The sequence below is a fragment of the Nostocoides sp. genome, assembly GCF_037045025.1.
GTDB lineage: Bacteria > Actinomycetota > Actinomycetes > Actinomycetales > Dermatophilaceae > Nostocoides_A.
In genome coordinates this window covers 96169-122397 of the sequence record NZ_JBAOHM010000018.1, presented here as the reverse complement: position 1 = coordinate 122397, position 26229 = coordinate 96169, and the positions used below count along the sequence as shown (strand labels likewise).

Below are 26229 nucleotides of genomic sequence, written 5' to 3'. Positions count from 1 at the left end.
ATAGGGTATGACGTCCGGCGACTTCGACGCGCTGATTGCCGCGCGCTCGCCGGCCCTGCTGCGCCTGGCCTATATGTTGACCGGCAACCTCGCCGACGCCGAGGACGTGCTGCAGAGCGCCCTGCTGCGCGCCTACGGCCAGCGGGGGCGGCTGGTCGAGATGGCGGCGCCGGCGGCATACCTGCGCCGGATCGTCGTCAACGAGCACCTGCGCGCCGGCCAGCACGCCGCCGCGCGCCCGCGCACGACCGGCCTCGACGGCGTGGATGCGATCGCTCCGCCGGAGCCGGATCTCGCCGAGCACGACGCCGTATGGCGCTTGCTCGCCACCCTGCCTCGCCAGCAGCGGGCGGTGCTCGCGCTGCGCTACTACGAGGCGCTGCCCGACGCCGAGATCGCCGACTTGCTCGGCATCGGCGAGAGTACGGTCCGCTCCACCGCCCACCGCGCCCTGGTCGCCGTGCGCGCCCGGGTGGCTGAGACACCCGAGAGGCGCGCCCATGAGCGCTGGCCCCACCCTGGACAACCGCGACCTGCGCGAGATCGAGGCCGCGCTCGTCGCGAGCTTCCACGCCCACGAGCAGTTCGTCGACCCCGAGCGGGCCGAGGCGGTCGCCGCGCGCGCCCGCGCGGAGGTCGGTCGGTCCGCGGGACGTCGGTCCGCGGAAGGCGGGGTCAGCCGGGGAGTGCTGCTGGCTGCCGCGGCTGGCACCGTTGGCGCGCTCGCGTTGGGCGCCAACCAGATCCGAGGCCGTGGCCAGCACTCCGTGGTCGGCGCAGCAACCACCTCCGGCGCGCCCGGCCGCCCGTCCACGACGGCCGAGAACATCCGCGCCGCGCAGGCAGAGGTGGACCGGCTGATCACGCTCGTCCCGCTTCTGCCCGGCGGCCAAACCGACGGCGACCCGCCACGCGCGGCGTTCGCGGCGCTTCCCTTCCGCCCACTGGCCGGTGGCGACCACCTGGTCGAGCGGGAGGTCTTCCTGCGCAAGCGTGATGTATCGGTGGACGCCGTCGCCGGCTTCTACGAGAAGTCCGCCCCGAGGGAACTCGTCACAGGCAGCAGTGAGGGGGTCGCCACCTCAAGGCCCGCTCGGATCACGTCGATCACGGTCACCTACGAACTCGGTGACAGCAAGCACGACACGGCCTACGCCTGGGCGGGTGTCGACATCGATCTGATCCCGGTTGCCGACGGCGTCGCCGTCCGCGTGCGTGCACGCGCCCTGGCGCGGCCGGGACGGGCCGAAGGCGGGTTCGTGACCGGGGATGTGACCGCCGTCGACGTCCGCCCAACGATCGAGCTGCCCAAGCTGGCGCCGCGCAACCAACGCCCGCCAGCTACCCCCGCCATCATCACCGACCCGGTGCTGATCGCCGAGCTGGTCACAACGCTCAACGCTCTCCCGATGTCCAGCCGCCTTACGACATCTATCGCGGGTGCGGGTTAATCGCGGCCGGCCAGCAGTCCGGAGCGCGGCTCACCCTGCACCGTCGCGGGCAGCCGGACATCATCGTGGCGGCCGACTGGTCGTGCCTCAGCACCGTCTCGATCGACCACAACCCCCCACTCGACGGCGAAGACGGACGCTGGCGCGCTGTTCGCGCCCACCTCAGCCTGGGCTAGCCTAGTACTACAGCCGCATTTATGGGAATGCGCCACGGCTGGACGTAATGACATCGGCGGGCTCGGGCTTGGTGCCGGCGACGCCAGGATGACCAGTGAAGAACTTCGGCCGGGTCTGGGTTGTGTTTCCAGATCACGTTGCGCCAGAAGGTGTTTGACCTCGGGGACGGTGAGCGGGATCAGGTCCGTGGGGTTGGCTCGATGGCCCCCTTTTCGGGGGTTGCCGTGGCCGCGGTGGTGATGGTCAGGAAGGCGTGGGCGAGCATGGCCAGGGTGATGTGCCGTGTACCAGGATTCGTGATCGGCGTGACCTGGTACTGGTCCAGGCCGACCTGTCCCTTGGCGCTCTGGAAGGTCTCCTCGATGGCCCAGCGGGCCCCGGCGACACGGACAAGCTCGCGCAGCGGCGTGTCCTCGGGCCCGCAGCACAGGTAGTAAGCCAGGTCGGTGGGGTCGCTGATCGAACGGCGCACCAGCAGCCAGTAGCCATCGGCACGATTCCAGCGGACGGATCTGGGCGCGGGCCCAGTGATAGAGCCGGGGACCCTTGGCGCCGTTGCCTGCGGAGATTTTCTTGAACGCCTGCGCTGGAAGCGATCTCGCGAGTTCGTCCGCACGCAGCTTGGCGACCCGGTCGCCGGTGTCCGTCTCGACACGGGCGATGACGCGCTGGTTGACCGGCACCGCGAGCACGTACGGCATGCCACGACTCTCCAAGGTGGCGCGCAGCCCGCCGTGCTGGCCGTATACCTCGTCGCCGGTGACCCATCCGGCCGGCACCCCCGCATCCAATGCCCGACCGATCATCGCGATCGCTAGCTCCGGTTTGGTCGCGAAGGCCACCTCGTCGCCGATCCCGGCCTCTCGGCAGCGGTCCCGGTCCTCGGTCCACGCCTTTGGCAGATACAGCTCCCGGTCCAGGAACGTGCGGGCGACGGGCGTCGCGTATGCCAGGAACACCCCGATCTGACTGTTCTCGATCCGCCCCGCGGTGCCGGAGTACTGCCGGGCCACCCCGGCCGAGCTTCGTGCCCTTCTTGAGGAACCCCGTCTCGTCCACGACCAGCACCCCGGCCGGGTCGCCCAAGTGCTCGACCACGTACCCACGCACGTCGTCACGAACCAGGTCCACGTCCCAATCCGCCGCCGCGAGAAGGCGTTGCATCCCATCCGGGTTCGCCGCTCCGGCCCGCTCCGACAGCGTCCACCCGTTCTTGCGCTCCACCGGCGAGAGCAACCCCGCGCACGTACTCCAGCGCCCGCTCCCGCGGCTCAGACCGCGCGAACCGCGACGCGATCCGGGCATGCACGGCCGCCAGCCCCTCCGCCCACAACTCCACTTCCGCCACACAAACCTCACTGATCACATAAGCACCATGGCCCCAGTCATCAGTCTGACATCCACGACACGCCGGTCAACCACAAATAAATGCGGCTGTAGTACTAGGCACCCCAATTGCCAGACGCCCCAATCGCCCGGTGCAGCTCCAGAGCCGCCTAGGTCGCGGTTATCCACAGGGCGATTGCGACGAACGGCGGATTCGGCTGGGAGCAGGCACGATTGAGCTGTGCAAACCGCGAAAGTGAGGGACACTGATGAGCGTGACGACGTTGCCGTATAGGCGGGAGTTGACCGCCGACGACCTGGCGGCGATGCCGGATGACGGCCACCGCTACGAACTCATCGACGGGTCACTCATCGTGACCCCGTCACCGTCGCGGGCGCACCAGAGCGTCGCGGCGCTGCTGGCTCGCCTGCTCTTCGAGGCCTGCCCGCCCTCCCTGACCATCCGCTTTGCGCCCTTGGACGTGCGCCTCGATCCTCGGACCGTGCTCCAACCGGACCTGCTTGTCATCGAACGGGCGGGTTACCTGGACGAGAGTGTTCCCCTGCGGCCGCTGCTGACGATCGAAGTCCTCTCACCGAGCACCCGATTGGTGGATCTGAACCTCAAGATGGCGCGCTATGAGCAGGCCGGCATCCCGAGCTATTGGGTGGTCGACCCGGGCGAGTTGCGGCTGCGCGCGTGGGACCTGGTGGACGCGGCATACGTCCCAGTCGCCGATGTGACCGGGGACGAGCGCTGGACCGCGGTCAAGCCCTTCCCGGTCACGATCACCCCGGCGCGGCTGCTCGACTGACCCCGGCGCGCCGGCGCACTCAGAGCGCGATGCCGACGTACTTGGTCTCCAGGTATTCCTCGATCCCCTCGAAGCCGCCCTCGCGGCCGAACCCGGATGCCTTGACGCCGCCGAATGGCGCGGCCGGGTTGGACACGATGCCCTGGTTGATGCCGACCATCCCGAAGTCCAGCGCCTCGGCGACCCGGATGGCCCGGGCCACGTCACGGGTGAAGACATAACCGACCAGGCCGAATTCGGTGCCATTAGCCCGGGCGATCACATCGGCCTCGTCGGTGAAGGTCGTGATCGGTGCGACCGGCCCGAAGATCTCCTCGGTCATCATCCGCGCGCTCATCGGCACGCCGGCCAGCACTGTCGGCTCGAAGAAATTCCCTTTACCGGCAACGACATTGCCACCGGTCAGCACCTGAGCACCACTAGCCTTGGCGTCCTCGACCAGCTCGGCCACCTCGCCCCGCGCCTTGTCCGTGATCAGCGGACCGACGTCGACGCCGTCGACCGTCCCCTTGCCGACCGTCAGCGCGCCCATCTTGGCCGCGAAGCCGGCGGCAAACTCCTCGGCCACCGCCTCGTGCACGAAGAACCGGTTGGCGGCGGTGCACGCCTCGCCCATGTTGCGCATCTTGGCCAGCATCGCCCCGGCGATCGCGGCGTCGACGTCGGCGTCGTCGAAGACGAGGAACGGGGCATTGCCACCGAGTTCCATCGACAGCCGCAGCAACCCCTGCGCGGACTGCTCGACGAGCTTGCGGCCCACCGCAGTAGAGCCGGTGAAGGTCAGCTTGCGCAGCCGCGGGTCGCGGATGATCGGCTCCATCACCGCGCTCGAGTGGGATGTTGTGACGACGTTGACGACTCCCGCAGGCAGGCCCACATCCGCCAGCAGCGCGGCGAGCGCGAGCATGCTCAACGGTGTTTCGTGCGCCGGCTTGACGACGCTCGTGCACCCGGCGGCAATTGCCGGCCCGAGCTTGCGGGTGCCCATGGCAAGCGGGAAGTTCCACGGCGTGATCATCAGCGTCGGCCCGACCGGCATCTTCATCGTGACCAGGCGGGTCGCGCCATTGGGGGCCACGGCATACCGGCCATGAATCCGCACGGCCTCCTCGGCGAACCAGCGGAAGAACTCCGCGGCATACGCGACCTCGCCGCGTGCCTCGGCGAGCGGCTTGCCCATCTCCAAGGTCATCAGCAGCGCAAATTCCCCGCTCCGCTCGACCAACTTCTCGTATGCAGCGCGCAACAGCTCCCCGCGCTCGCGCGGGGCCACCTTGGCCCAATCCGCTTGCGCGGCAACAGCCGCGTCGAGAGCCGCCGCACCGTCGGCGACACCACCGTCGGCGACGTCGCACAAGGTCGCACCCGTCGCCGGGTCGAGGACGGGGAAGGTCCCCCCATCTTCGGCAGCACGCCACTCCCCCGCGATGAAGAGCTTCGTAGGGACGGATTCCAGGACGGCCTTCTGCGTCGGTGCAGCCATGGCTTAGATGCTAGCCATGACCCGCCCGGCGACGCGGCTCAGATCACGCCGCGTCGATTTCGGGAGCGATAACCACCGGGCGTATCCTAAGGAGGTGGCTGATTCCACGCCACCGGCCCCAGCGTCGCGGTCGTACCGACCCGACCAAGGATGATTGCAATGCATGTCGCCGACCGGATCCGCCTCCATTCCGTGGAGCTGGTGACGCTCGCTACGACCACCGTCGAACGCGCCCAATTGCCGCATTATGCAGCCTCCGAGGGCGGCGCGACCGCGACCTACCTACGCGACCTGCTCGACGTCGTGGCGGCCAGCCTCGACGAGGCCAAGCCGCTGCTCATGGCCGAGCACGCCGACCGGCTTGCGACCGAGCGCTTCCTCGCCGGTTTCAAGATCGAAGAGCTGCTGACCGCATTCAACGCGCTCGAAACGACGCTGTGGCTGTTCCTTGCGGCCTCTTTGCCCGCCGAGGAAGCCCTCATCGAACTCGGCCGCCTGGGCGCCGTTCTCGGCGCCGGCAAGGACCAGATCGCCAGCCGCTACGTCGAGTTGGCCACCCAACGGCACGCCCACGGCGTCGACCTCGCCGGTCTTGATGCCGTCCTTTGATCCCGGACGCGGCTTGGAGCGGGTTGCGGGGGTCCGGCTGAACGAGGTGCGGATGGCGGTCGATGCCGTCGATTCGATCGCGCGGCAATTGGTTGCGCAGCTGCCGGCGCCCCGAGTCGCCCTGGCCGAGCTGGGGCGAATCGGCGCGGCCTTCGGCGCCGCGCCCGAGCGGGAGTAAACGACGTCGAGAGTAACTTCTCGGCACGCCTGGAGGCGAAAACCGTGCCGACCGGCTCCTCTCGATGGCGGTCCAGCGAGACGGCGCCCCGACACTGACCGTGCTGACGGAATTGGCCGCCCGTCAGCGCTCGTCGATGCCCCACTCAATCCCATAGCCGGCGGGCTTGGGCGCGGCCATCAACTCCAGGAAGGGCACGGCGTCGAAGGCTTCCGGGCCAAGGACACCGCTGCCCTGCCAGGCACCTGTAGCGAGCAGCTCGAGGGCAATGACCGGGTTGAACGCGGTCTGCCAGACGATGCACTGGGCGCCATAGTCGCGCATCGTCTCCTCGTTGTCGGCGACATGGTAGAGGTAGGTGCGGCGAGGGTTGCCGTCCGTGCCGGTGCCGGTCACGAGCACCCCGGCGCAGGTCTTGCCGGTCAGTTGCGGGCCGATAGTCGCCGGGTCGGGCAGGACGGCGGCGACGATATCGCGGGGGGCGACCTCGACACCCTTGATCGTGATCGGGTCGGTGGAATCCAGGCCAAGCATGTTGAGCGCCTTGAGAATCGAGATCATCTGCTCACCCAGGCCGTACTTGAAGGTGACCCGGTTGGCGTCCAGCCAGCGCGGCATCAGCAGCACTTCTTCGTGCTCGACCTGGACACACTCCACCGGCCCGATGCCCTCCGGGAAGTCGAAAACCTCCGGCTCGCTGAACGGCGGCAGGGTGAAGAAGCCCGCCTCCACCGAGCCGCCGGCCTCGGCGCGCGCCTTCTCCCACACGACCGGCGGGTTGAGGCACTCCTCGATGATCGTCCACATCGAAAAGCCTGGGGCAAAACCCTCGTGGCCGTCGGGGTGCCGGTAGGCAAGGTTGGCGCCGTCGCGGGTGCCGAGTTCGTCAACCTCGCTAAAGAGGTGGTCGACGGCATAGCGGGCGAAAACATCGGACAGGCCCGGCTCGACACCGATGCCCACCAGGGCCAGTATGCCCCTTTGCTCCCACTGCTGCGCCATCGCGAACTGCTCGTCGCCGAGCTTGACGTGTGCCTTGGCGAAGGGTTCGTCCGGGTCGCGACGCGACAGCGACATCGCCATGTCGAGATAGCCGGCGCCGGCCGCGAGACAGCCGGTGAAGATCGGCATGACGAACCGCGGGTCGACGGCGTTCAACACATGGGTCGCCCCCACGAGCCGGATTAGCCCGGCGACGTCCTCGGCGCTCGAGGCGTCGACCTGGATGGCGTGGAACCGGCGCTCACCCGGTCGCCGGGCCTTGACCAGCTCGACAGTGCGCTGGGCGCGGGAGATGTCGTAGTCGGCGACCACGAACACCTCGAAGAAGTCCCGGTCGACGGCGATCTTGGCCGCGGCATCGCCGACGCCGCCGGCGCCGATCATCAACACCCGCATGGGGTTTCACTTCCTTGAGCGGCTCCGGTTCGCCTGGATCAGAGTGTCGGAAGCTCCCGGGGCCGGCCCCAGGCTCCGCTATTGGATGGGCCTATTTGGGTTTGCGGGCGTTTCCGATGACCTGGCCGAGGATGACCAGCGCCACCGCGATAACGAACATCGAGAAGCCGATGACATTGGCCTGGGCGGGGATCCCGCGCAGGTAGGAGACATAGACGAACTTCGGGAAGGTCGTCTCGTTGCCGGAGACGAAGTTGGTGATGATGAAGTCGTCGAAGGAGAGCGAGAAGGACAGCATCGCCGCGCCGACGATGCCCGGCAGCACGAGCGGGAAGGTGACCTTCCAGAAGGTCGATCCCGGACCGGCATACAAGTCCTGGGCGGCCTCCTCCAGCCGCGGATCGAGACTGAGCAACCGGGCCTTGACCGTGACGACGACGAAGCTGATGCAGAACATGATGTGCGCGATCACGATCGTCCAAAACCCGAGGCGCAGACCGACATTGGAGAAGCCCTGGACAAAGATCGTCAGCAGGCTGGCGCCGAGGACGATCTCGGGCGTCGCCATCGGGACGAAGGTCACGAGGTTGGTCGCCGAGCGGCCATGGAACTTGTAGCGCACGAGCGCGAACGCGAGCAGGGTCCCGAGGATCGTCGCGAGCAGCGTCGAGAGGGCGCCGATCTCCAGGGACTTGACCAGCGATCGGCAGACCCCCGGCGCGCCGCACGGGTCCTTCCAGTGCTTGAGGGTCGGGCTGCCTTCCGGGTTCCAGGTGATATTGGACTTGCGGTAGTTGTTGAACGAGAACGCGAACGTGTAGGCCACCGGAGTAAAGAGATAGAGCAGCACGAGGACCGCCGCGATCATCGCGAACCGCTCGGCGAACCAGGCTTGGATCCGCCGCCCGGTCGAGGGCCGGTATGCCGCTCCCCCCACGGGAGTGCTCACCGTGCTCACAGCAGGTTCTCCGTCCCGAACTTGCGCGCATACAGGAAGACCAGCGCGAGGATCAGCGCCATCAGCGTGAACGACAGCGCCGCGGCCGTGGGGTAGCCGCCCGGCACCTTGAAGAACTGGCTCTCGATGACGTTGCCGACCATCTTGGTGCTGCGGTCGGAGCCGAGCAGCTCGGCGTTGACGTAGTCACCGGCGGCCGGGATGAAGGTGAGCAGGGTGCCGGCGAGAACACCGGGCATGCTCATCGGCAACGTGACGGTCCGGAAGGTGGTGAAGCCGTTGGCATAGAGGTCACCGCCGGCCTCGATGATCCGCGGATCGGCGCGCTCGAGCGAGGCATAGATCGGCAGCACCATGAACGGCAGGAAGTTGTAGGTCAACCCGGCGACGACCGCCATCCAGGTCTCGGTGATGTGACCGCCGGGCAGCACGTGGAGGAAGTTGAGCGTGCGCGCGACCGGGCCCTCGTCGGCCAGGATCTGCCGCCAGGCGATCGTGCGCAGGATGAAGCTGGTGAAGAAGGGCGCGATGACGCAAATCATCATCAGCCCACGCCAGCGGCCGGCCTTGAACGCCATCGCATAGGCCAGCGGGTAGGCGAGGCAGAAGGCGAAGAAGGTGGCCAGGCCCGCGAAGAGCAGCGACCGGCCGAAATGGGGGGCGAATTCGGTCAGCGACGACCAGTAGTTCTTGACGTTGACGTCGCGGTAGTAGTAGCCGGGGTAGCCGGGGAACTTCGACTGCAGGCTCACCGTGAACAGCTGCACGAGCGGCACGATGAAGAAGACGATCAGCCACAACAACCCGGGAGCCAGCAACAGATAGGGCAGCCAGCGCCCCCGTTTGGCCGGGTCGTCTCCCGACCCGGCGCCACCGCCGGCGTGGGCGAGGGCGCTCACGAGGTCGCGTCCTGTGGCGTCTCGGCAGGGGGCGTCGGGATGGTCCTGTCGGCGAGGACCGAACCCGCCAGAATCTCGGCCCCCTCGGCCGCCACACCGAAGGCGTGCGCCGGGTCCCACTCGATCCACACCTGATCGCCGGGCCGAAGGTCGATCGGGTCGACGTCAAGGTTCTGCTCATAGACCGACCAGGTCGCCCCGCTCGGGACCTGGACCAGATATTGAGTCGCGACCCCGATGAACGAGACGTCCAAGACGGTTGCCTGCAGGTCGTCACCAAGCGCGACCTTGCGGTCCCGATCGATCACGTCGTGGGACGTGCGACCGAGGTGCACCTTCTCCGGCCGGACTCCGAAGAGGACCCTGCCGTCGGTGACCGCGCACCGGCTCGCCGGGATCTTCACCGTCGAGCCGTGCACATCGGCCACAACGAAATCGCCGTCGCGGCCGGTGACCCTGCCCTCGCCGAGGTTGGACTGGCCGACGAAGTTGGCCACGAAGGCGGTGGCTGGCAGGTCGTACATTGCTGCCGGCGGACCCATCTGCTCGATCCGGCCGTGGTTCATCACCGCGACCGTGTCGGCCATCGTCATGGCCTCCTCCTGGTCGTGCGTCACGTGAATAAAGGTGAGCCCGACCTCGGTTTGAATTCGCTTGAGTTCGACCTGCATCTGCCGCCGCAGCTTCAGGTCAAGCGCGCCCAGGGGCTCGTCGAGGAGGAGCACCTCGGGCCGGTTGACCAGGGCGCGGGCGACCGCGACGCGCTGTTGCTGGCCACCGGAGAGCTGAGCGGGCTTGCGGCCGGCCAGGTGCTGTAACTGCACCAGCTCGAGGGTCTGGTCCGCCATCGCGAGCGCGTCCTTGTGGCCACGCCGTTTGGGGCCGAAGGCGACATTGTCGCGAACGCTCAGGTGCGGGAACAGGGCGTAGGACTGGAACACCGTGTTGACCGGCCGCTCATAGGGGCGCGAGCCGGTGAGGTCGGTGTCGCCGATGAGAATCCTTCCGCTGGTGGGTTGTTCGAGACCGGCGACCATCCGCAGGGTCGTCGTCTTGCCGCAGCCGGACGGCCCGAGCAAAGCAAAGAAGGATCCCCGCGGCACGCTCAGGGTCAGGTCGTCGACCGCGGTGAAGTCGCCGAAGGACTTGGTGACGTCCTCGATCCGCAGATCCCCCGTGGCCTCTCGAAAGCCGGCCATCAGTTGCCCACCACCTTTGCCCACTCGGCGCTGTAGTCGGCGTCCTCCTGCGCGCTTAACGCGCGGAAGCCCTGAATGTTGTTCTTGGACAGGTAGTCCTCGCTGGGGAAGATGAACGGCGACTGGGCCAGCTCCTCGTCGATCTGCTCCATCTCCTTCTGGGCGCCGACGACCGGGCAAACATAGTTGACCCAGGCAGCGACCTCGGCGGCGACCTTGGGTTCGTAGTAGTAGTTCATCAAGATCTCGGCGTTGCGCCGGTGGGTCGACGTGATCGGCACCATCATGTTGTCCGACCACAAGGTGCCGCCGGACTCGGGGATCGTGAACTCCCAGTTGTCGTTCTCGGTCTCTGCGCGCAGGATGAAGAGGTCACCGCTCCAGACGATTCCGGCCAACGCATTGCCGCTCTTGAGGTCGTTCATGTAGGAGTTGCCCTTGATCCGGCGGATGAACCCGTCGGAGACGAGCTGGTCGAACTTCGCCAGCGCCTTGTCGAACTCCGCCTTGCCCCAGTTGCCCGCGATGTCGACGCCTTGCCACTGCATCATCAACCCCAGGGTGTCCCGCATCTCCGACAAGACCACGACCTTCCCCCTGAGTTCGGGCGAAAAGAGGTCATCGAGGCTCTTGAGGTCCTTGCCGACCTTCTCCTTGTCGTAGCCGATGCCGGCGAAACCCGACTGCCAGGTCAGGGAGTAGTTGCGGCCCGGGTCGAAGGAGACCTCCTTCAACGGCGGCAACAGGTTTCCGGCGTTGGGCATCTGGATCAGCTCCAACGGCTGGACCAGCTGGTCGCGGATCATCCGGTTGGCCATCCAGTCGGTCAAGGTGATGATGTCCTTGCCGATGTCCTGCTTGGCCTCCAACTGCGGACGCACCTTGCTCACATAGGAGTCGTTGTCGTCGATGTCCTCGGTGTAGGTCGCCTTGATCCCGGTCTTTTTGATGAACGCCTCAAGAGTCGGGTACTTGTTGCCCTCGTCGTCCATGTCGAGGTAGGCCGTCCAGTTGGCCCACCGAACGACCTTCTCCTTGGCCGAAACATCCGTCGGCAACTTCAGCTGCTGGATGCCACCGGCCGGCGGCTTCGGCGGTGCGCACGCCGACAGCGCCGTGGCGCCAACGCCGATCGCGCCGGCAGCGAGCAGGGATCGCCGGCTCAGCTGCCCGGCCTGGGCCGAGCGGATCAGTGCGCGGACTGCGGGGTCCGCGGGCGGCATACGACGAAGAAGCACGGGCGCCCAACCTCTCTCAGGATTCGATGTTGGCCATGACGTGTTTGATGCGGGTGTAGTCCTCGAAGCCGTACATCGACAGGTCCTTGCCGTAGCCGGAGCGCTTGTAGCCGCCGTGGGGCATCTCGGCGACGAGCGGGATGTGAGTGTTGATCCACACGCAGCCGAAGTCGAGCCGCTTGCTCATCCGCATCGCGCGGCCGAAGTCCCTGGTCCACACCGAGGAGGCGAGGCCGTAGTCGACGCCATTGGCGAAGCGGACCGCCTCGTCCTCGTCGGCGAATGTCTGCACGGTGATCACCGGGCCGAAGATCTCGTTCTGGATCATCTCGTCGCCTTGTCGCAACCCGGAAACGACGGTCGGTTGGAGGAAGAAGCCGTCGCCCAACTCGGCGACACGGGACCCGCCGGCCGCGACCGAGGCATGGCTCGGGACGCGCTCGAGGAAGCCGCTGACTCGCTCCAGCTGGCTGGAGTTGTTGACCGGGCCGAGGAGCGCGTCCTCATCGTCCGGCATACCGACCTTGGCGTTGGTGTTGGCGAATTCACTCAGCGCCGCAACGAAATCGGCGTGGATCGCCGGTGCGACGAGAACGCGGGTGGCAGCGGTGCAATCCTGGCCGGCGTTGAAGTAGCCGGCGACCGCGATGCCTTCGACGGCGGCGTCGATGTCGGCGTCTTCGAAGACGACAACGGGGGCCTTGCCACCGAGTTCGAGGTGGACGCGCTTGACCTGGTGGCTCGCGCTCTCGGCGACCTGCATTCCGGCACGGACCGAGCCGGTGATCGCGACCATCGCGGGAGTCGGGTGCTCGATCAGCGCACGGCCGGTGTCCCGGTCGCCGGTGATGACGTTAAAGGTTCCCGCGGGGAGGAATTCGGCCGCGATCTCGGCGAGCAACAACGTGGTCTCCGGCGTGGTGTCGCTCGGCTTGAGGACGACACTGTTGCCCGCGGCAAGCGCCGGCGCGATCTTCCAGACCGCCATCATCATCGGGTAGTTCCACGGGGTGACCTGCCCGATGACGCCGATCGGTTCGCGCCGGATCCAACTGGTATGGCCGCGCATGTACTCGCCGGCGGCGCGGCCCTCCAGGACGCGGGCGGCCCCAGCAAAGAACCGGAGCTGGTCGAGCATCGGGGGGATCTCCTCGCTCGCCGTGAGCGCATAGGGCTTCCCGGTGTTCTCTGCCTCGAGCGTGACGAACTCCTCGGCCCGCGCCTCGATCGCATCGGCGAACTTCAACAAGGCTTGCTGCCGCTCGCTCGGGGTCGTCTGCCCCCACTCCTCGAATGCCTTGGCCGCCGCCACATAGGCCGCATCGACATCCTCGGCGCCGGAGATCGGGGCGCTGGCGACGATCTGCCCGGTGGCCGGGTTGACCAGATCACTGCGGGCATCGCCGCGGGAATCGGTGTAGGTGCCGTCGATGAAGTTCTTCAGTTCGCGTGGGCTGCTCACGATGTCACTCCGGTTGGGTCGCGGTCGTCGGTGACGCTGACGCGAACTCTAGCCACGCCGCACGGCGGGAGATAGCGTCCGCTGGCCGAAATCGTCAGATTTAACGCGGCCGATACATGCACGCCCGGTCCGACAACGGATTCCGTCGTTAGTAAACTTGCCAGCGACGGAATCCTGGTCCATCATGGATCAATGCGACGGAGTGATGCAACGGGGAGCGCACGCCTGGACGAGGTGTCGAAGCGGCTCATCGAGATCCTGCAGGCCGACGGCCGCGCGTCGTATGCCGCAATCGCCAAGCAGGTCGACCTGTCCGAAGCCGCCGTCCGCCAGCGCGTCCAACGCCTCCTCGAGACCGGTGTCATGCAGATCGTCGCCGTGACCGACCCGCTGATGGTGGGTTTTACCCGGGAGGCGATGATCGGCATACGGGTGCATGGGGATTTGTCGGCTCCGGCGGCGGCGCTCGTCGCCATGTCGCAGGTGTCGTATGTGGTCACCACCGCCGGCAGCTTCGACCTGCTGTGCGAGGTCGTCTGCGAGGACGACGACGAGCTGCTCGACCTGGTGAGCACCCGGATCCGCGGCATCCCCGGGGTCGTGTCGACCGAGACTTTTGTCTATCTGAAACTCAACAAACAGCACTACAACTGGGGTACGCGATGACCACCTATCCAAGCGAGATCTGGGAGCCGAGTTCCGATCGGCATACCGCCACGGGCAAGCTCTATTCCGAAGCCGCACGCGATCACCTGTGGATGCACTTCACCCGGCACTCCGTCTTCGAGGACCACGCCGACGGCGGGCTCGGCCACACCGTGCCGATCATCACCCGCGGTGAGGGCTACCGAATCTGGGATGACCGCGGCAACGAATACATCGACGGGCTCGCCGGTCTCTTCGTCACCAATGTGGGGCACGGGCGGACCGAGATCGCCGATGCCATGGCGGCGCAGGCCCGGGAGCTGGCCTTCTTCCCACTGTGGTCCTATGCCCACCCGCGGGCGATCGAGCTCGCGGAACGGTTGGCGCACAACGCACCCGGGGACTTGAACCGGGTCTTCTTCACCACCGGTGGCGGCGAGGCGGTCGAGACCGCGTGGAAGCTCGCCAAGCAGTACTTCAAGCTGACCGGCAAGCCGACCAAGCACAAGGTCATCTCCCGGACGATCGCGTATCACGGCACGCCGCAGGGCGCGCTCTCCCTAACCGGCATCACGCCGGCGCGAATTCCCTTCGAGCCGTTGGTCCCCGGGGCCTTCAAGGTCCCGAACACGAACTTCTATCGCGCGCCGGAGCACCTGCGCGAGGACGAAAAGGCGTTCGGCCGCTGGGCCGCTGACCGGATCGAGGAGGCCATCCTCATGGAGGGCCCGGACAGCGTCGCCGCGGTCTTCCTCGAGCCGGTGCAGAACTCCGGCGGTTGCTTCCCACCGCCGCCCGGCTACTTCGAGCGGGTGCGTGAGATCTGCGACGAGTATGACGTGCTGCTCGTCTCGGACGAGGTGATCTGCGCCTTCGGGCGGATCGGATCGATGTTCGCCTGCACCGACTTTGGCTATGTCCCGGACATCATCACCAGCGCTAAAGGCGTCACTTCTGGGTATGCGCCGCTCGGCCTGATGATCGCGCACGACCGGCTCTTCGAGCCGTTCACGGAGGGCACGACGTTCTTCCCGCACGGCTACACCTGGGGCGGGCACCCGGTGTCCTGCGCAGCGGCCATGGCCAATCTCGACATCTTCGACCGGGAGGGCCTCAATGACCATGTCAAGGAGAACGCCCCGAAATTCCGTGCGGCGCTGGAGCGGTTGCTCGACCTGCCGATCGTCGGTGACGTCCGTGGCGCCGGCTACTTCTATGGCATCGAGCTGGTCAAGGACAAGGCCACCCGAGAGACCTTCGACGATGGCGAGGCCGAGCGGCTGCTGCGCGGCTTCCTCTCCAAGGCTCTCTTCGACGCCGGTCTGTATTGCCGCGCGGACGATCGCGGCGACCCCGTCGTGCAGCTGGCGCCGCCGCTGATCATCGGGCCGGCGGAGTTCGACGAGGTCGAGAACCGGCTGCGCGGCGTGCTCACCGAGGCGAGCAACCACATCTGAGCCCGATCGAGCGGGGAGGTCACATGGGCAGCGGACCGCTGTGGTGGCAGCCGTATGCCGCTGCCGCCCAACCCGATTCGGCCGCCGTCGCGCTGGATCGCTCCGTCGACGTGGCCATCGTCGGCGGCGGCTACACCGGACTGTGGACGGCCTACTACCTGCTGCGCGAGCGCCCAGATCTGTCGGTGCTCGTCCTGGAGGCCGAGCACGTCGGCTTCGGGGCGAGCGGGCGCAACGGCGGCTGGGTCTCCGCGCTGTTCCCGCTCGGCGCCGACTCGCTCGCGGCCAAGCATGGACGCGAGGCGACCGCGCGGTTCCTGGCGGAGTTGCGGCATACGGTGGACGAGGTCGGCGACATCGTTGCAGCGGAAGGGATTGCGGAGGCGGGATTCGTCAAGGGCGGTGTGTTGTCGCTCGCGAGAGGCCCGGCGCACGTGGCACGCGCGCAGACCGAGGTCGAGGCCGGCGAGGTGTGGGGCGAGGGCACGGTGTGGCTCTCGGCGGCGCAGACTCGCGAGCGGATGGTGGCGAGCGATGTCGACGGCGCGACCTGGAATCCGCACTGCGCCCGAGTGCAGCCGCGGGCGCTGGTCGAGGGGCTGGCGTGGGCCGTGCGTGCCCGGGGTGGAGTGATCGGCGAGGGTTGTCGCGTTCGCGATGCCCGGTCGGGCTCGGTCGAACTTGCCGACGGACGCGCTGTCCGCGCGCGGCACGTCATCCGGGCGACCGAGGCCTACACAGCCGGGCTGCCGCGGCTGCGGCGGCGCATCGTGCCGGTGTATTCGCTCATGGTCGCCACCGAGCCGTTGTCGGAATCCCTCTGGGCCACAATCGGATTAGATCGGCGTGAGGTGTTCACCGACTTCCGCCACCTGCGGATCTATGGCCAGCGGACCGTGGATGACCGGATCGCGTTCGGGGGTCGCGGAGCGCCCTATCATTTCGGGTCGACCGTGCGGGCGGAGTTCGACCTCGACGAGCGCGTGTTCGCGCTCTTGAAAGCCACTCTGCGGGAGGTGCTGCCTCAACTCGGCGACGTCCGGTTCACGCACGCGTGGGGTGGGCCGCTCGGGATCCCCCGCGACTGGCACGCGAGCGTCGGCTATGACCCGCACGCCCGAGTCGGCCGGGCCGGCGGCTATGTCGGCGACGGCGTCGCGGTGACCAACCTGGCCGGCCGCACCCTTGCCGACCTCGTGCTCGGGCGGCAGACCGCGGTGACCCGGCTGCCATGGGTGGGCCACCGCTCCCCCACCTGGGAGCCGGAGCCGCTGCGGTGGCTCGGGGTCAACGCCGGGCTGCGGCTCGCGGCGATCGCCGACGCCGAGGAGCGCCTGACCGGCCGCCCGGCGCGCTCCGGCCGGCTACTCGCCGCGCTGACCGGCCACTGAGTCCCCGGCTCCACCCCGGTTATCCACAGCCGTCGCGCTGACGCCGCGCTCACTCCGTCCGCAGGCGGCATGCTGGTGTCGTGGGCACGCCGGGAGAAATGGGGGACACTGATGAGCGTGACGACCTTGCCGTGGGGACGGGAGTTGACCGCCGACGATCTGGCGGCGCTGCCCGACGACGGCCACCGCTATGAACTCATCGACGGGGCACTGATCGTGACCCCCTCGCCATCACGGGAGCACCAGCGGCTGTCCGCGCGGCTGCTGTCGCACCTGACGGCATCCGCTCCGCCAGAACTGGACGTCCTGCACGCTCCACTCGACGTCATGTATGCACCGACGACCGTCATGCAGCCTGACCTCCTCGTTGTTCCTCGGGAAGGCTTTTTCGACCGCTCGCTGCCGCTGCGGCCGGTGCTAGCCGTTGAGATCCTGTCCCCAAGCACGCGGTTGATCGATCTCAACCTCAAGAAGGCCCGCTACGAGCGCGCCGGCTGCCCCAGCTACTGGGTGATCGACCCGATCGAGCTGCGGCTGACCGCGTGGGACCTGGTGGACGCGGCATACCAACTCGTGGGTGACGTGACCGGCGAGCAGAGCTGGACTGCCGTCCACCCCTTCCGGGTCACGATCGTCCCGGCACGCCTGCTCGACTAATGACTGAACAGGTCGAGGAAATGGGGGACACTGATGAGCGTGACGACCTTGCCGTGGGGACGGGAGTTGACCGCCGACGATCTGGCGGCGCTGCCCGACGACGGCCATCGCTATGAACTCATCGACGGGGCACTGATCGTGACCCCGTCGCCCTCGGCCGAGCACCAGGCCGCCTCGATGGGGCTCATTGGCGCTGTTGGCGCGGCCCTCCCGTCCCACCTCCGGCTGCTGCATGCCCCGCTCGACGTCCACTACGCCAACTGCACGGTGATGCAGCCGGATCTGCTCGTTGTTCCTCGGGAAGGCTTTTTCGACCGCGCGGTGCCGCTGCGGCCGGTGCTTGCCGTTGAGATCCTGTCCCCGAGCACGCGGTTGATCGACCTCAACCTCAAGAAGGCCCGCTACGAGCGGGCCGGATGCCCCAGCTACTGGGTCATCGACCCGGTCGAGCTGCGGCTGATCGCCTGGGACCTGGTGGACGCGGCATACGTCGAGGTCGCGGACGTAACCGGCGAGCAGAGCTGGACCGCCGCACACCCCTTCCCGGTCACGATCGTCCCGGCACGCCTGCTCGACTGACTTCGCGTGGCACCGCACCTAGACTGCCGCGCATGGTCGACCTGCCGACATTGCGCGCCTACTGGGCTCATCGCCAAGGGCTCGACGGGTCCCTGGCCGGGGCGAACAGCGCCGCGGTGCTGGAGCGGGCCGGCTGGGCGCGCTCGGTAGGCGGGACCACGCCCTATCTCACCCTGTTCAGCCGCGCCGGCCTGCGTCGCGACCAGGTCGACGCCGACGTGGCCGCCCTGCGGATCCACGAGCTACCGTCCGCGCGCGACTGCACCTATGTGCTGCCCGCCGCGGACTTCGCGCTGGCAGCGGTCGTCGGCGGCGGGGCCAGCAGCGCCGCCGAGTTGCGCACCGCGGCCAAGCTCGGCGTCACCCGCGAAGAAATCGACGACCTCGCCGACCAGATCGTCGCGGCGCTCGCGAGGCAGGAGAGTGATCCGGCGGCACTGCGAAAAACCTTGGGCCAGAAGGTGCGCAGCCTCGGCGATGAAGGCAAGAAGAAGGGTGTCACTACCACCCTCCCCCTGGCCCTCGGCGTCCTGCAAGCCCAGTCGCGCATCCGCCGCGTCCCCATCGACGGCCGCCTGGATCAGCAGCGCTTCCGCTACACGGTGTGGTCGGATGCTCCCGCGTGGGGTGGGTCGCGCGAGGATGCTGCCGCCGACCTCGCCAGCCGCTACTGGGCCTGGATCGGCGTGGCCTCGCTGGCCCAGTTCCGCTGGTTCAGCGCCTTCACCGCGACGGCCGCCAAGAAGGCCACCGCCGACCTTGCGCTGCGGCCGGTCGGCGATGCCGGCCTGCTGGCCACCGCCGAGACGATCACTGATCTGGAATCCTCTGTCGCACCCAATGATCCTCAAGTGAGCCTGATTGGCTGGCTGGACTCCCTCGTGCTGCTGCGCCGTGATCTCGACGGAGTCACCGAGGCGGCCGACCGCGCCCATCCGCTGCTCGCCCCGGCGCGCGGCACGAGCGCCGGGGGGTCTCTGACCGATCTGCCCCACCAAGGGATCGTCGACCGCGGTCGGCTGATCGGGCTGTGGGACTACGACCCCGAGCTCGGTGAGATCGCCTGGGCGCCGATCACGGACCTGGCCCGAGCGCAACGCGAGTCGGTGGAGGACGCGGTGGCGCGGACCGCGGCATACGTGCGCGAGGACCTCGGCGACAACCGCGGGATGAGCCTGGACAGCCCCAAGGCGAGGGCTCCGCGGCTGGCTCAGCTGCGCGCGCACGCTCGGCGATGATCGCACCGCGCCCCGCGGAGGGCGTTGAGGTTGAGTCCGTCGCCGAGCTGGATACCGCTCTGGCACAGGGTATCCCGCCCTCTCGGCTGCGATTGCAGGATCTCGACCTGCGTGGTTATCACGGCCTGGACGAGCGCACCGACCTCGACGAACTCGTCGTCCTCGGCGGCCGCATGTCGCCCGAACTCGACGCCCACCTGCGACGCCACGGCGCAATCGTCTTCCCGGATGACCCGGATGCCGCTCCGGTACGACCGTATCGCGCGCTCCTCTACACGGCCGACGAACTCTATGCCGGGTTGACCGACGGCTATGCAACGACACCGGATGCACACGCCTACGCGTGGTACCAGCACGGTCGCACCCACCCCGACGTCTTCGCCGCGCCGCTGCAGGCGATTCACGACGACTCGATCTCCGACGCGCTGGCAGAGTTCATGGATGAGAAACAGGTGGTCGGCGTCATGGGCGGCCACGCGCTCGCCCGGGGAACGCTGCCGTATGCCGAGGCCGCCCGCCTCGGCTTCGCGCTCGCCGAACTCGGTTTTCTCGTGGCGACCGGAGGCGGCCCGGGCGCGATGGAGGCGGCCAACCTCGGTGCGGCGGCGTCCGATCCGGTTGCGCTTGCCCGGGCGCTGGCCGTTGTGGCCAAGGTTGCCACGTTCGCCGACATCACCGCCTGGGCGAGAGCGGGTTTCACTGCTCGCGAGGCGCTGCGCGCGGGGAGCGGAGTGACCGGGCGCAGCCTCGGCATACCAACGTGGTTTTATGGCCACGAGCCACCGAACGTCTTTGCCCACGGCATCGCCAAGTATTTCTCGAACGCGATCCGTGAGGACTGGCTGCTGGCGCGCGCGAACGCCGGCGTCGTGGTGCTGCCGGGAGCGGCTGGCACCGTCCAGGAGATCTTCCAGTTCGCGACCCGCGCCTACTATGCCGTTGGCCGACCGGCTCCGCTGGTTCTGGTGGGCGTCGAGCACTTGGACGCGCACCATACCCGTCTGGCCGGCTCTGCAAGCGCTCGGCTGCGGCCGGGCCATGGGCGAGCGGATCGCGCTCGTCGAGCACGTCGACGAGGCGCTCACCGTCCTGACCGCCGAGCGCTGAGGAGACGGACTCAAAAACCAGTTCGTCGACGATCGAGCGAGATGGGGTGGCGAGGCACGAGCCGACCCGCCGAGCGCTGAGGAGACGGACTCAAAAACCAGTTCGTCGACGATCGAGCGAGATGGGGTGGCGAGGCACGAGCCGACCCGCCGAGCGCTGAGGAGACGGACTCAAAAACCAGTTCGTCGACGATCGAGCGAGATGGGGGTGGCGAGGCACGAGCCGACCCGCCGAGCGCTGAGGAGACGGACTCAAAATCGCTGCGGGACGAAGGTCTGGTCGCCGATCGGCGGCCGGACATACGGCATCTGCTTCATCTCGGGCAGCTCGACCACCTCGGGGGCGACGTCCACGTAGTTGAACTGGCTGAGCAGGTGGCTGATGCAATTGAGCCGGGCGGCCTTCTTGTCGTCGGAGGGAACGACATACCAGGGGGCCTGCTTGATGTCGGTGTATTGGAAGGTGTTGTCCTTGGCCATCGAGTACTTGACGTAGAGCTCGTGCTCGGCGAGGTCCATGTCGGAGAGCTTCCAGCGTTTGAGCGGCTCGGCGTTGCGGGCCTCGAAGCGGCGGCGCTGCTCCTCGAAGGAGACCGAGAACCAATACTTGATGACCTTGATGCCGGAGCGGACGAGCATCCGCTCGAACTCGGGGCAGCTGCGCAGGAACTCGGAGTGCTCCTCCTCGGTGCAAAAGCCCATGACCCATTCGACGTTGGAGCGGTTGTACCAGGACCGGTCGAACAGCGCCATCTCCCCGGCTGCCGGCAGGTGCTCGACGTAGCGCTGGAAGTACCACTGGGTGTGCTGGCGATCGGTCGGTTTCGGCAGCGCGACGACGCGGACGGTGCGCGGGCTGGTGCGCTCGGTGATCCGCTTGATCACGCCGCCCTTGCCGGCGCTGCCGCGGCCCTCGAAGAGGACGAGGACCTTCAGACCCTGGGACTGAATCCAGTACTGCAGCAGCACGAGTTGCTCCTGCAGCCGCTCCATCTCGGCCTCGTAGACCGAGCCCTTGAGCCGGCCGTCTTTCTTGTAGTCGTCGGGGTTGCCGGTTCCGCCGCCCGTAGGCAGGCCCCCAGAAGTCGGCCACCCGCCGATGTCGTCGGCGCCCTCGGGGAGGTGCGTGGGACCATGCGCGTCATGCGGCTTGGTTTCCTGCTTGGCCATTGCGCTCCTACCTTCCCCCGACCCAGCGGGTCAGGACGTCGTGAACAACACGATGCCGAGGCACATCTCATCGGTCGTGCCCTCACCCCAGAGGACATAGCGTTCGGGCGTGCCGGCCAGGGCCGGCAGCCGGTCGCGCAGCGCCTGGTCATGCGTGCACGTCACGGTGAGCGTGTGCCTGGGGTTCAGCGTAACGGGCGTGTCCAGCCGGACCGATCGCTGGTCGTCGAAGTTCCACGCGGGGATGTCCAGCAGGACCTTCTCGCCGCTGGTTCCCGCGTCGGCGATGATTCGGATGGACTTGCCCAGCAGGTGCATATGACCCGCCGCGGCGCGCACGACGATCCGTTCGCCAACTTCTCGGGTGCAGCTTTGGGTCGGTCCGATCGGGTTGGCACCGCAGAGCACGTGCACCATATTGGCGCGCGCGGCCGCCATGCCGAAGCGGGCGGTGTTGTCCGCGAGAGCAGCGTCGCGGTCGCAGAGCGGTCCGGAGTGGCCGGGTCGGCAGGGCAGCTCGACCGGCGCCGGGAGCAACATCGGCTGCAGGTGCCGGAACCCGGGCCCGTCGTCCGCCAACCGCAGCCGGGCGGCGCTCTGGTCGCTGCCGTCCCCGGCGAGGAGGTTGTAGTGGACCTGCATGACGATGCGGCTGCCGGCGGGCAGTGCCGTGCCGATGCCGTCAGCGGCGACCTCCTCGCTGCCGCCCGGCGCCCACGCGCCCAGCCACGGTGCCCGGGTCAGGTCCATGTCGCCGGCGCCGCTTATCCCGGTGCCGCCGAAGCAGGTCCAGCCTTCGCCGGCGTCGAGGTCATCGCGGGAGGTGGCGGCCGGGACGTGCTCCGCGTCGACCTGGTAGAGGATGACGTGATGCACCAGCTGGGAGTTGGCGGGCAGGAAGTCGGTGCCGGTGATCACGCTGTCCCGGCTCAGCTTCGGGTCGAGCAGGAAGCATCGGTAGTCGTCGGTGCCCGTGGTAGGCGCCTTCGGCGTGTATAGCCGCGGCATACGCAGCTCGACGAAGCGCTCGCCCGCGCGAAGGGGCACGCGCGCGGGTTTTTGGGGAGCAGCACTCGCCGCTGCGCCCGTGGGCGATTGTGCACGTGTGGCGTCCGCCGCGCCCGTATGGTGCCCGCCCCCCGCCCGGGGCAGCCGCGCCGGATCTCCCCCGCACCCGGCGGCGAGGGCGATCGCCGCGGCAATCGCGGCGGCAGCTGCTCCGACACGCATAAGGCGCAGACTAGGTCAGCTGCCCGGTTCGGTCAGCCGGCGGCGACGGAGATGTTGACGTGCCAGAGGACACCGAACCGGTCGGCGAGCATGCCGTAGTCGTCGCCCCACATCTGCCGCTCCAGCGGCATGACGACATTGCCGCCGTCGCTCAGCGCCTCCCAATAGCCGCGTAGGGCCTCGGCGTCGTCGCCGGAGATGCTGACCTGGAGGTTGTTTCCGGGCTCATACGGCATACCCTCCATGGTGTCGCTCGCGAACACGTGGAAGCCGGCCGGGGTCTCGAGGGCGGCGTGCATGACGCCGTCGGCGTCCATGCCCGCGTCTCGGAAGGTCATCTTCTGCACGGACCCACCGAGGGCCTGGGCGTAGAAGTCCATCGCTTCGGCACAGTTGCCGGCGAAGGTGATATAGGGGTTGAGCTGCTGGGCCACGATGACTCCTCAGGTGGAAATGATGCGGCTCGACCGCCGCGCGGGGACACACACGGTATGTGTCGGCGACGCGGGAAACAAGCCGTCTGTGACAGCATCGCGACATGAGCGATCGTGTGCGGACGAACCAGATCCTGGCCGGCGTGGACAAGAGCCGGGTTATCGCGGACCTGATCGCTCACCTCGACCGTGCCGACGGCGCCACCGACTCGGCGATCGCCGCGGACGCTCGGGCATCGGCCGCGGTTGAGACGGAAAGCTATTCGGTGGACGATATCTCGCAGCGCGACAGCGCCGGCGACATCCATGCGCTCTTGGAGGAGCATGACGACGCGCAACGCGCGTTGATCGTGGCGGCCCGCGCGCTGGATGTCTCCGCGACGGACGTGGTCGGCCCGGGTGCCGTGATCGTCTTGGACGGCGAACGCTATGTCGTCGGTGTCGCGAGCGATGAGTTCCGCTCCGAGGCAATCCCCTATGCCGGGATCTCCCTCGACGCTCCCCTGTATGCCGAACTGGCCGGGCGGCGCGCCGGCGAGCGGGTGAGCTTTCGCGGCCATACGAGCACCATCGACGCGGTCTGCTGAGCCACGAACAACTCGCCCCGACCGGGCCGGGTCACGCCGATCGCTTGGTGAAGGTGATCCAGTTGTAGTCGGCCCGCTCGCCCAGGGGCGGGGTGAACGCGCTCGGCCGGCCCGGCACCTGTGTCGCGGGAGTCGCAGGCGTCATGCGAGTTGCGGGAGTCGCGGGTGACGGCTGGGTCAACGGTGAAGCCTGCGTGTCGACCTGGATGCGCCGGCCGGTTCGATCGGTGAAGGTGAACGGCGCCAAGGGATTCCCGCTCACGGCGATGGTGAAGGCTCCAGCGTGGTGGGCGCTGTGGTGGTGCGGGCACAAGCAGATCAGGTTGTCGTAGTCGGTGGATCCGCCGCCCTCCCAAGGCACAATGTGATGGATCTCTACGAACCGCGTTGCCACACAGCCGGGATAGGCGCATCCTCGGTCGCGGTCCTCGACCAGGCGCCGAGTCCGCTTCGGGACGGCCCGCTGGGAACGCCTGACCGAGACTGGCTTGCCCTGCGTGTGCCACAGTGGCGCCGCGTCGGCGTGGCAGGCCAGCCGCTTCGCCAGGTGTGACGGCAGGTGATCACGCGCGTTGACCCACGCGCCCTCAGTGTCCAGGTGCACATAGACCCGATAGCGCGCTGCCCGGGACGGACTCTCCACCGCCGCCAGCGAACGCGACGCCAGCTCGACCAGCGCATCGGCGCAGGAGGCCTCGGCCGACCCGGAGGTGAACAAGGCGTCCTTGGCTTCTCGGATGGCGTTCTCCACCAACGCCCCATCCAGGCCGTCCAGCGATCCGCGGATCACCAGTCGCCCGTCCTCCCACCGCAGCGACAACTCGCTCGCTCGCCCGCTGGGGTATCCCGCGGGATCTGGGCCGCGACGGAACGCCGACCCAGGCCACCGCGCCCCTGCCGAGTCCCCCGGCGTCCCCAGAGCCCGCCGAGTCCCCAGTGTCCGCCGAATCCGGCGCATCGGCTGCATCGGGTGCATCAGGTTCAGCGCACCCGGCCGACACCACCGGATGGCCGCAGCCTTCGGAGTCCTGCTGGCCTGCGGGCGCCGACCCCGCCGCTGTCGACTCACGCTCAGCCGACTCACGCTCAGCCGGCCCAGGCTGGTCACGCTCGAACGGGTAGCGGCTCAGCAACCGGCGCAACTGGGTGACCGTCATCATCGGTGCCAATTCACACACGACCTCCTCGTAGGCCGCCGGCACTCGCCGTGCGACCGCTCCGGCCTGGTCCAGCGACAACCGGCCCGCTTCCACCAGCTCGGCCAGCATCGGCAGGGACTCGCGGGCCTGCGCGAGGGTCACCACCGCCGCGGCCGTGCTCGGTGATAACCCTGCCCGAAGGGCGAGCCAGTGCCCCACCGAACGCACCCCGCCGTGCCCACCCCACGCACCTGCGGCAATGGCCTGAGCGGTCACGTCGATCAGCCGCGCGTGCAGCACGTTCATCTGACCCGCGAGCTGGGTGGCCAGCTCCCACAACTCCTCACCGGCGCAGCCATCAGGACCGCTGGCTTCGCCAATCCCGGTCCCGGCCGGCCCAATCGCAGCCATCGGCCCACTCGAACTCGATCCAGACTTCTCTGCATCCATGTCTCAGCCCCCTGACGTGCACTTCTCGCCAACGCATCCATCATCACCCCACCGATGTCTCGCTTTTGCTCTTATCAAACTGGTGTTTTTTCAGTAAGTCAACATATCTGCCAGCTTATCTCCAATTTCCTCAGTCTCTTTTCCGCCCGGACCGTCGGCCCGATGGCCCCGGCGCCCCATGGCAGGCCCCAGAAGTACCGACCTGTGGATAACTCCCGGGGCATCGTCGGCGGCGACTGTCACGCTCAAGGCATGACACCACGACCGAGAGTGAGGGAGCATGGGAAACGTGACCACATTGCCGAGGAGCCGGCCGCTCACCCGCGACGACCTCAACGCGATGCCCGATGACGGGCACCGCTATGAGCTGCTCGACGGGTCACTGATCGTGACCCCAGCCCCGTCACGAGCCCATCAGCGGGTCTTGGCCCGGCTCCATCTTGTCCTGGCCTCGGCCATCCCCCGAAACCTGGAGATGTTGTTCGCCCCCTTCGACGTCGTGTTGGCCGCCGACACGGTCCTGCAGCCCGACCTGCTCATTGCCCGCAGGGCAGACTTCACCCCTCGCGATCTGCCGGTCGCCCCGCTCTTGGCGGTCGAGATCCTCTCCCCGAGCACCCGGCGGATCGACCTGCACACCAAGCGCGCCCGCTACGAGGCGGCCGGCTGCCCGTCCTACTGGGTGGTCGACCCCGACGACCCGGCGATCATCGCCTGGGAACTGCGCGATGGGCAGTATGCCGAGGTCGCCCGGGCCCGCGACACCGAGTCCTTCCGCGTGACCGCGCCCTTCCCCGTTCAGTTCCGGCCCACGGACCTGACGACCTGAAGCCCCGGCGACCTGAGACCTGATGCCCTACGACGATCAGGCAAGCCGCCCCGATCCAACCCTGTGGATAACTCCCGGGGCGTCGTCGGCGGCGACTGTCATGCTCTCGGCATGACACCACGAC

24 protein-coding genes and 2 pseudogenes are annotated in these 26229 nt (G+C 68.0%); 14 read left to right on the top strand and 12 right to left on the bottom strand.

Going from position 1 to position 26229, the window contains the following annotated elements; translation table 11 throughout:
• Positions 1-7: 7 nt before the first annotated feature.
• A pseudogene (locus V9G19_RS25785) lies at positions 8-406 on the top strand (sigma factor); the annotation flags it as partial.
• 94 nt (positions 407-500) lie between these two features.
• Positions 501-1451: a hypothetical protein gene (locus tag V9G19_RS25780; RefSeq protein ID WP_462288500.1), complete on the top strand. Its 951-nt coding sequence runs from the start codon at positions 501-503 to the stop codon at positions 1449-1451.
• Positions 1452-1806: 355 nt separating this feature from the next.
• On the opposite strand, the pseudogene V9G19_RS25775 reads toward V9G19_RS25780, so the two are convergent.
• A pseudogene (locus tag V9G19_RS25775) lies at positions 1807-2976 on the bottom strand (IS701 family transposase).
• 247 nt (positions 2977-3223) lie between these two features.
• Here V9G19_RS25775 and V9G19_RS25770 point away from each other — a divergent pair.
• The gene (locus V9G19_RS25770) at positions 3224-3769 is read left to right on the top strand and encodes a Uma2 family endonuclease (protein WP_462288246.1); all 546 of its coding nucleotides are present in this window, start codon (positions 3224-3226) and stop codon (positions 3767-3769) included.
• A 19-nt stretch (positions 3770-3788) separates the two neighbouring features.
• Here the strand turns inward: V9G19_RS25770 and V9G19_RS25765 are convergent, their stop codons facing one another.
• Positions 3789-5252 (bottom strand): NAD-dependent succinate-semialdehyde dehydrogenase, encoded by a 1464-nt coding sequence (locus tag V9G19_RS25765; RefSeq protein ID WP_462288245.1) that lies wholly within the window; start codon positions 5250-5252, stop codon positions 3789-3791.
• Between the two features lie 159 nt (positions 5253-5411).
• Between V9G19_RS25765 and V9G19_RS25760 the strand changes: the two genes are divergently transcribed.
• Both V9G19_RS25760 and V9G19_RS25755 read left to right on the top strand, forming a co-directional pair.
• Positions 5412-5861, top strand: a complete 450-nt coding sequence (locus V9G19_RS25760; RefSeq protein WP_462288244.1) for a hypothetical protein — start codon at positions 5412-5414, stop codon at positions 5859-5861.
• Positions 5848-6039 (top strand): hypothetical protein, encoded by a 192-nt coding sequence (locus tag V9G19_RS25755; protein WP_462288243.1) that lies wholly within the window; start codon positions 5848-5850, stop codon positions 6037-6039. Before V9G19_RS25760 ends, V9G19_RS25755 begins: the two co-directional genes overlap by 14 nt.
• Positions 6040-6162: 123 nt before the next feature.
• Here V9G19_RS25755 and V9G19_RS25750 read toward each other — a convergent pair whose 3' ends face one another.
• From V9G19_RS25750 to V9G19_RS25725, 6 genes are all read right to left on the bottom strand, one after another.
• Complete coding sequence (locus tag V9G19_RS25750; RefSeq protein WP_462288242.1) at positions 6163-7437, bottom strand: saccharopine dehydrogenase family protein; 1275 nt, start codon at positions 7435-7437, stop codon at positions 6163-6165.
• Between the two features lie 91 nt (positions 7438-7528).
• Positions 7529-8305, bottom strand: coding sequence for an ABC transporter permease (locus tag V9G19_RS25745; protein ID WP_462288489.1), 777 nt, complete (start codon positions 8303-8305; stop codon positions 7529-7531).
• Between the two features lie 86 nt (positions 8306-8391).
• Positions 8392-9294 (bottom strand): ABC transporter permease, encoded by a 903-nt coding sequence (locus tag V9G19_RS25740; protein WP_462288241.1) that lies wholly within the window; start codon positions 9292-9294, stop codon positions 8392-8394.
• Positions 9291-10493, bottom strand: coding sequence for an ABC transporter ATP-binding protein (locus V9G19_RS25735; protein ID WP_462288240.1), 1203 nt, complete (start codon positions 10491-10493; stop codon positions 9291-9293). The genes V9G19_RS25740 and V9G19_RS25735 overlap by 4 nt, the downstream gene beginning before the upstream one ends.
• Positions 10493-11716, bottom strand: a complete 1224-nt coding sequence (locus V9G19_RS25730; protein WP_462288239.1) for an ABC transporter substrate-binding protein — start codon at positions 11714-11716, stop codon at positions 10493-10495. Before V9G19_RS25730 ends, V9G19_RS25735 begins: the two co-directional genes overlap by 1 nt.
• Before the next feature lie 31 nt (positions 11717-11747).
• Positions 11748-13193, bottom strand: a complete 1446-nt coding sequence (locus V9G19_RS25725) for a gamma-aminobutyraldehyde dehydrogenase (protein ID WP_462288238.1) — start codon at positions 13191-13193, stop codon at positions 11748-11750.
• 192 nt (positions 13194-13385) lie between these two features.
• Here V9G19_RS25725 and V9G19_RS25720 point away from each other — a divergent pair, with 192 nt between their 5' ends.
• The 7 genes from V9G19_RS25720 (at position 13386) to V9G19_RS25690 (ending at position 20347) form a co-directional block, all read left to right on the top strand.
• The gene (locus V9G19_RS25720) at positions 13386-13859 is read left to right on the top strand and encodes an Lrp/AsnC family transcriptional regulator (protein WP_462288237.1); all 474 of its coding nucleotides are present in this window, start codon (positions 13386-13388) and stop codon (positions 13857-13859) included.
• Positions 13856-15295: an aspartate aminotransferase family protein gene (locus tag V9G19_RS25715; RefSeq protein ID WP_462288236.1), complete on the top strand. Its 1440-nt coding sequence runs from the start codon at positions 13856-13858 to the stop codon at positions 15293-15295. Before V9G19_RS25720 ends, V9G19_RS25715 begins: the two co-directional genes overlap by 4 nt.
• Positions 15296-15318: 23 nt before the next feature.
• On the top strand, positions 15319-16686 hold the full coding sequence (locus V9G19_RS25710) for an NAD(P)/FAD-dependent oxidoreductase (protein WP_462288235.1): 1368 nt from the start codon (positions 15319-15321) through the stop codon (positions 16684-16686).
• A 111-nt stretch (positions 16687-16797) separates the two neighbouring features.
• Positions 16798-17343 carry a Uma2 family endonuclease gene (locus V9G19_RS25705; RefSeq protein WP_462288234.1) on the top strand — a complete coding sequence of 182 codons (546 nt, stop codon included), beginning with the start codon at positions 16798-16800 and terminating at the stop codon, positions 17341-17343.
• Between the two features lie 33 nt (positions 17344-17376).
• Positions 17377-17922 (top strand): Uma2 family endonuclease, encoded by a 546-nt coding sequence (locus tag V9G19_RS25700; protein WP_462288233.1) that lies wholly within the window; start codon positions 17377-17379, stop codon positions 17920-17922.
• A gap of 32 nt (positions 17923-17954) precedes the next feature.
• Positions 17955-19160, top strand: a complete 1206-nt coding sequence (locus tag V9G19_RS25695; protein WP_462288232.1) for a DNA glycosylase AlkZ-like family protein — start codon at positions 17955-17957, stop codon at positions 19158-19160.
• Positions 19157-20347 carry an LOG family protein gene (locus tag V9G19_RS25690; protein WP_462288231.1) on the top strand — a complete coding sequence of 397 codons (1191 nt, stop codon included), beginning with the start codon at positions 19157-19159 and terminating at the stop codon, positions 20345-20347. The genes V9G19_RS25695 and V9G19_RS25690 overlap by 4 nt, the downstream gene beginning before the upstream one ends.
• A gap of 171 nt (positions 20348-20518) precedes the next feature.
• Here the strand turns inward: V9G19_RS25690 and ppk2 are convergent, their stop codons facing one another.
• The 3 genes from ppk2 to V9G19_RS25675 are packed head-to-tail and all read right to left on the bottom strand — an operon-like array spanning position 20519 to position 23100.
• The gene (gene ppk2, locus V9G19_RS25685; RefSeq protein WP_462288230.1) at positions 20519-21436 is read right to left on the bottom strand and encodes a polyphosphate kinase 2; all 918 of its coding nucleotides are present in this window, start codon (positions 21434-21436) and stop codon (positions 20519-20521) included.
• A gap of 30 nt (positions 21437-21466) precedes the next feature.
• Complete coding sequence (locus V9G19_RS25680) at positions 21467-22666, bottom strand: hypothetical protein (protein WP_462288229.1); 1200 nt, start codon at positions 22664-22666, stop codon at positions 21467-21469.
• A 32-nt stretch (positions 22667-22698) separates the two neighbouring features.
• Positions 22699-23100, bottom strand: coding sequence for a VOC family protein (locus tag V9G19_RS25675; protein WP_462288228.1), 402 nt, complete (start codon positions 23098-23100; stop codon positions 22699-22701).
• Positions 23101-23204: 104 nt separating this feature from the next.
• On the opposite strand from V9G19_RS25675, the gene V9G19_RS25670 reads away from it, so the two are divergent.
• A complete protein-coding gene (locus V9G19_RS25670; protein ID WP_462288227.1) occupies positions 23205-23687 on the top strand; it encodes a hypothetical protein in 483 nt (160 codons plus the stop codon).
• A gap of 31 nt (positions 23688-23718) precedes the next feature.
• On the opposite strand, the gene V9G19_RS25665 is transcribed toward V9G19_RS25670, so the two are convergent.
• Positions 23719-24477: an HNH endonuclease signature motif containing protein gene (locus V9G19_RS25665; RefSeq protein WP_462288226.1), complete on the bottom strand. Its 759-nt coding sequence runs from the start codon at positions 24475-24477 to the stop codon at positions 23719-23721.
• A gap of 1079 nt (positions 24478-25556) precedes the next feature.
• Between V9G19_RS25665 and V9G19_RS25660 the strand changes: the two genes are divergently transcribed.
• The gene (locus V9G19_RS25660) at positions 25557-26105 is read left to right on the top strand and encodes a Uma2 family endonuclease (protein ID WP_462288225.1); all 549 of its coding nucleotides are present in this window, start codon (positions 25557-25559) and stop codon (positions 26103-26105) included.
• Positions 26106-26229 lie beyond the last annotated feature (124 nt).

What these genes read in the sequence shown, in the direction of transcription:
- V9G19_RS25780 (WP_462288500.1), top strand. Translation starts at nt 501, where the DNA reads ATGAGCGCTGGCCCCACCCTGGACAACCGCGACCTGCGCGAGATCGAG.
- V9G19_RS25770 (WP_462288246.1), top strand. Translation starts at nt 3,224, where the DNA reads ATGAGCGTGACGACGTTGCCGTATAGGCGGGAGTTGACCGCCGACGAC.
- V9G19_RS25765 (WP_462288245.1), bottom strand. Translation starts at nt 5,252, where the DNA reads ATGGCTGCACCGACGCAGAAGGCCGTCCTGGAATCCGTCCCTACGAAG.
- V9G19_RS25760 (WP_462288244.1), top strand. Translation starts at nt 5,412, where the DNA reads ATGCATGTCGCCGACCGGATCCGCCTCCATTCCGTGGAGCTGGTGACG.
- V9G19_RS25755 (WP_462288243.1), top strand. Translation starts at nt 5,848, where the DNA reads ATGCCGTCCTTTGATCCCGGACGCGGCTTGGAGCGGGTTGCGGGGGTC.
- V9G19_RS25750 (WP_462288242.1), bottom strand. Translation starts at nt 7,437, where the DNA reads ATGCGGGTGTTGATGATCGGCGCCGGCGGCGTCGGCGATGCCGCGGCC.
- V9G19_RS25745 (WP_462288489.1), bottom strand. Translation starts at nt 8,305, where the DNA reads ATGATCGCGGCGGTCCTCGTGCTGCTCTATCTCTTTACTCCGGTGGCC.
- V9G19_RS25735 (WP_462288240.1), bottom strand. Translation starts at nt 10,493, where the DNA reads ATGGCCGGCTTTCGAGAGGCCACGGGGGATCTGCGGATCGAGGACGTC.
- V9G19_RS25730 (WP_462288239.1), bottom strand. Translation starts at nt 11,716, where the DNA reads ATGCCGCCCGCGGACCCCGCAGTCCGCGCACTGATCCGCTCGGCCCAG.
- V9G19_RS25720 (WP_462288237.1), top strand. Translation starts at nt 13,386, where the DNA reads ATGCGACGGAGTGATGCAACGGGGAGCGCACGCCTGGACGAGGTGTCG.
- V9G19_RS25715 (WP_462288236.1), top strand. Translation starts at nt 13,856, where the DNA reads ATGACCACCTATCCAAGCGAGATCTGGGAGCCGAGTTCCGATCGGCAT.
- V9G19_RS25710 (WP_462288235.1), top strand. Translation starts at nt 15,319, where the DNA reads ATGGGCAGCGGACCGCTGTGGTGGCAGCCGTATGCCGCTGCCGCCCAA.
- V9G19_RS25705 (WP_462288234.1), top strand. Translation starts at nt 16,798, where the DNA reads ATGAGCGTGACGACCTTGCCGTGGGGACGGGAGTTGACCGCCGACGAT.
- V9G19_RS25700 (WP_462288233.1), top strand. Translation starts at nt 17,377, where the DNA reads ATGAGCGTGACGACCTTGCCGTGGGGACGGGAGTTGACCGCCGACGAT.
- V9G19_RS25695 (WP_462288232.1), top strand. Translation starts at nt 17,955, where the DNA reads ATGGTCGACCTGCCGACATTGCGCGCCTACTGGGCTCATCGCCAAGGG.
- V9G19_RS25690 (WP_462288231.1), top strand. Translation starts at nt 19,157, where the DNA reads ATGATCGCACCGCGCCCCGCGGAGGGCGTTGAGGTTGAGTCCGTCGCC.
- ppk2 (WP_462288230.1), bottom strand. Translation starts at nt 21,436, where the DNA reads ATGGCCAAGCAGGAAACCAAGCCGCATGACGCGCATGGTCCCACGCAC.
- V9G19_RS25680 (WP_462288229.1), bottom strand. Translation starts at nt 22,666, where the DNA reads ATGCGTGTCGGAGCAGCTGCCGCCGCGATTGCCGCGGCGATCGCCCTC.
- V9G19_RS25670 (WP_462288227.1), top strand. Translation starts at nt 23,205, where the DNA reads ATGAGCGATCGTGTGCGGACGAACCAGATCCTGGCCGGCGTGGACAAG.
- V9G19_RS25660 (WP_462288225.1), top strand. Translation starts at nt 25,557, where the DNA reads ATGGGAAACGTGACCACATTGCCGAGGAGCCGGCCGCTCACCCGCGAC.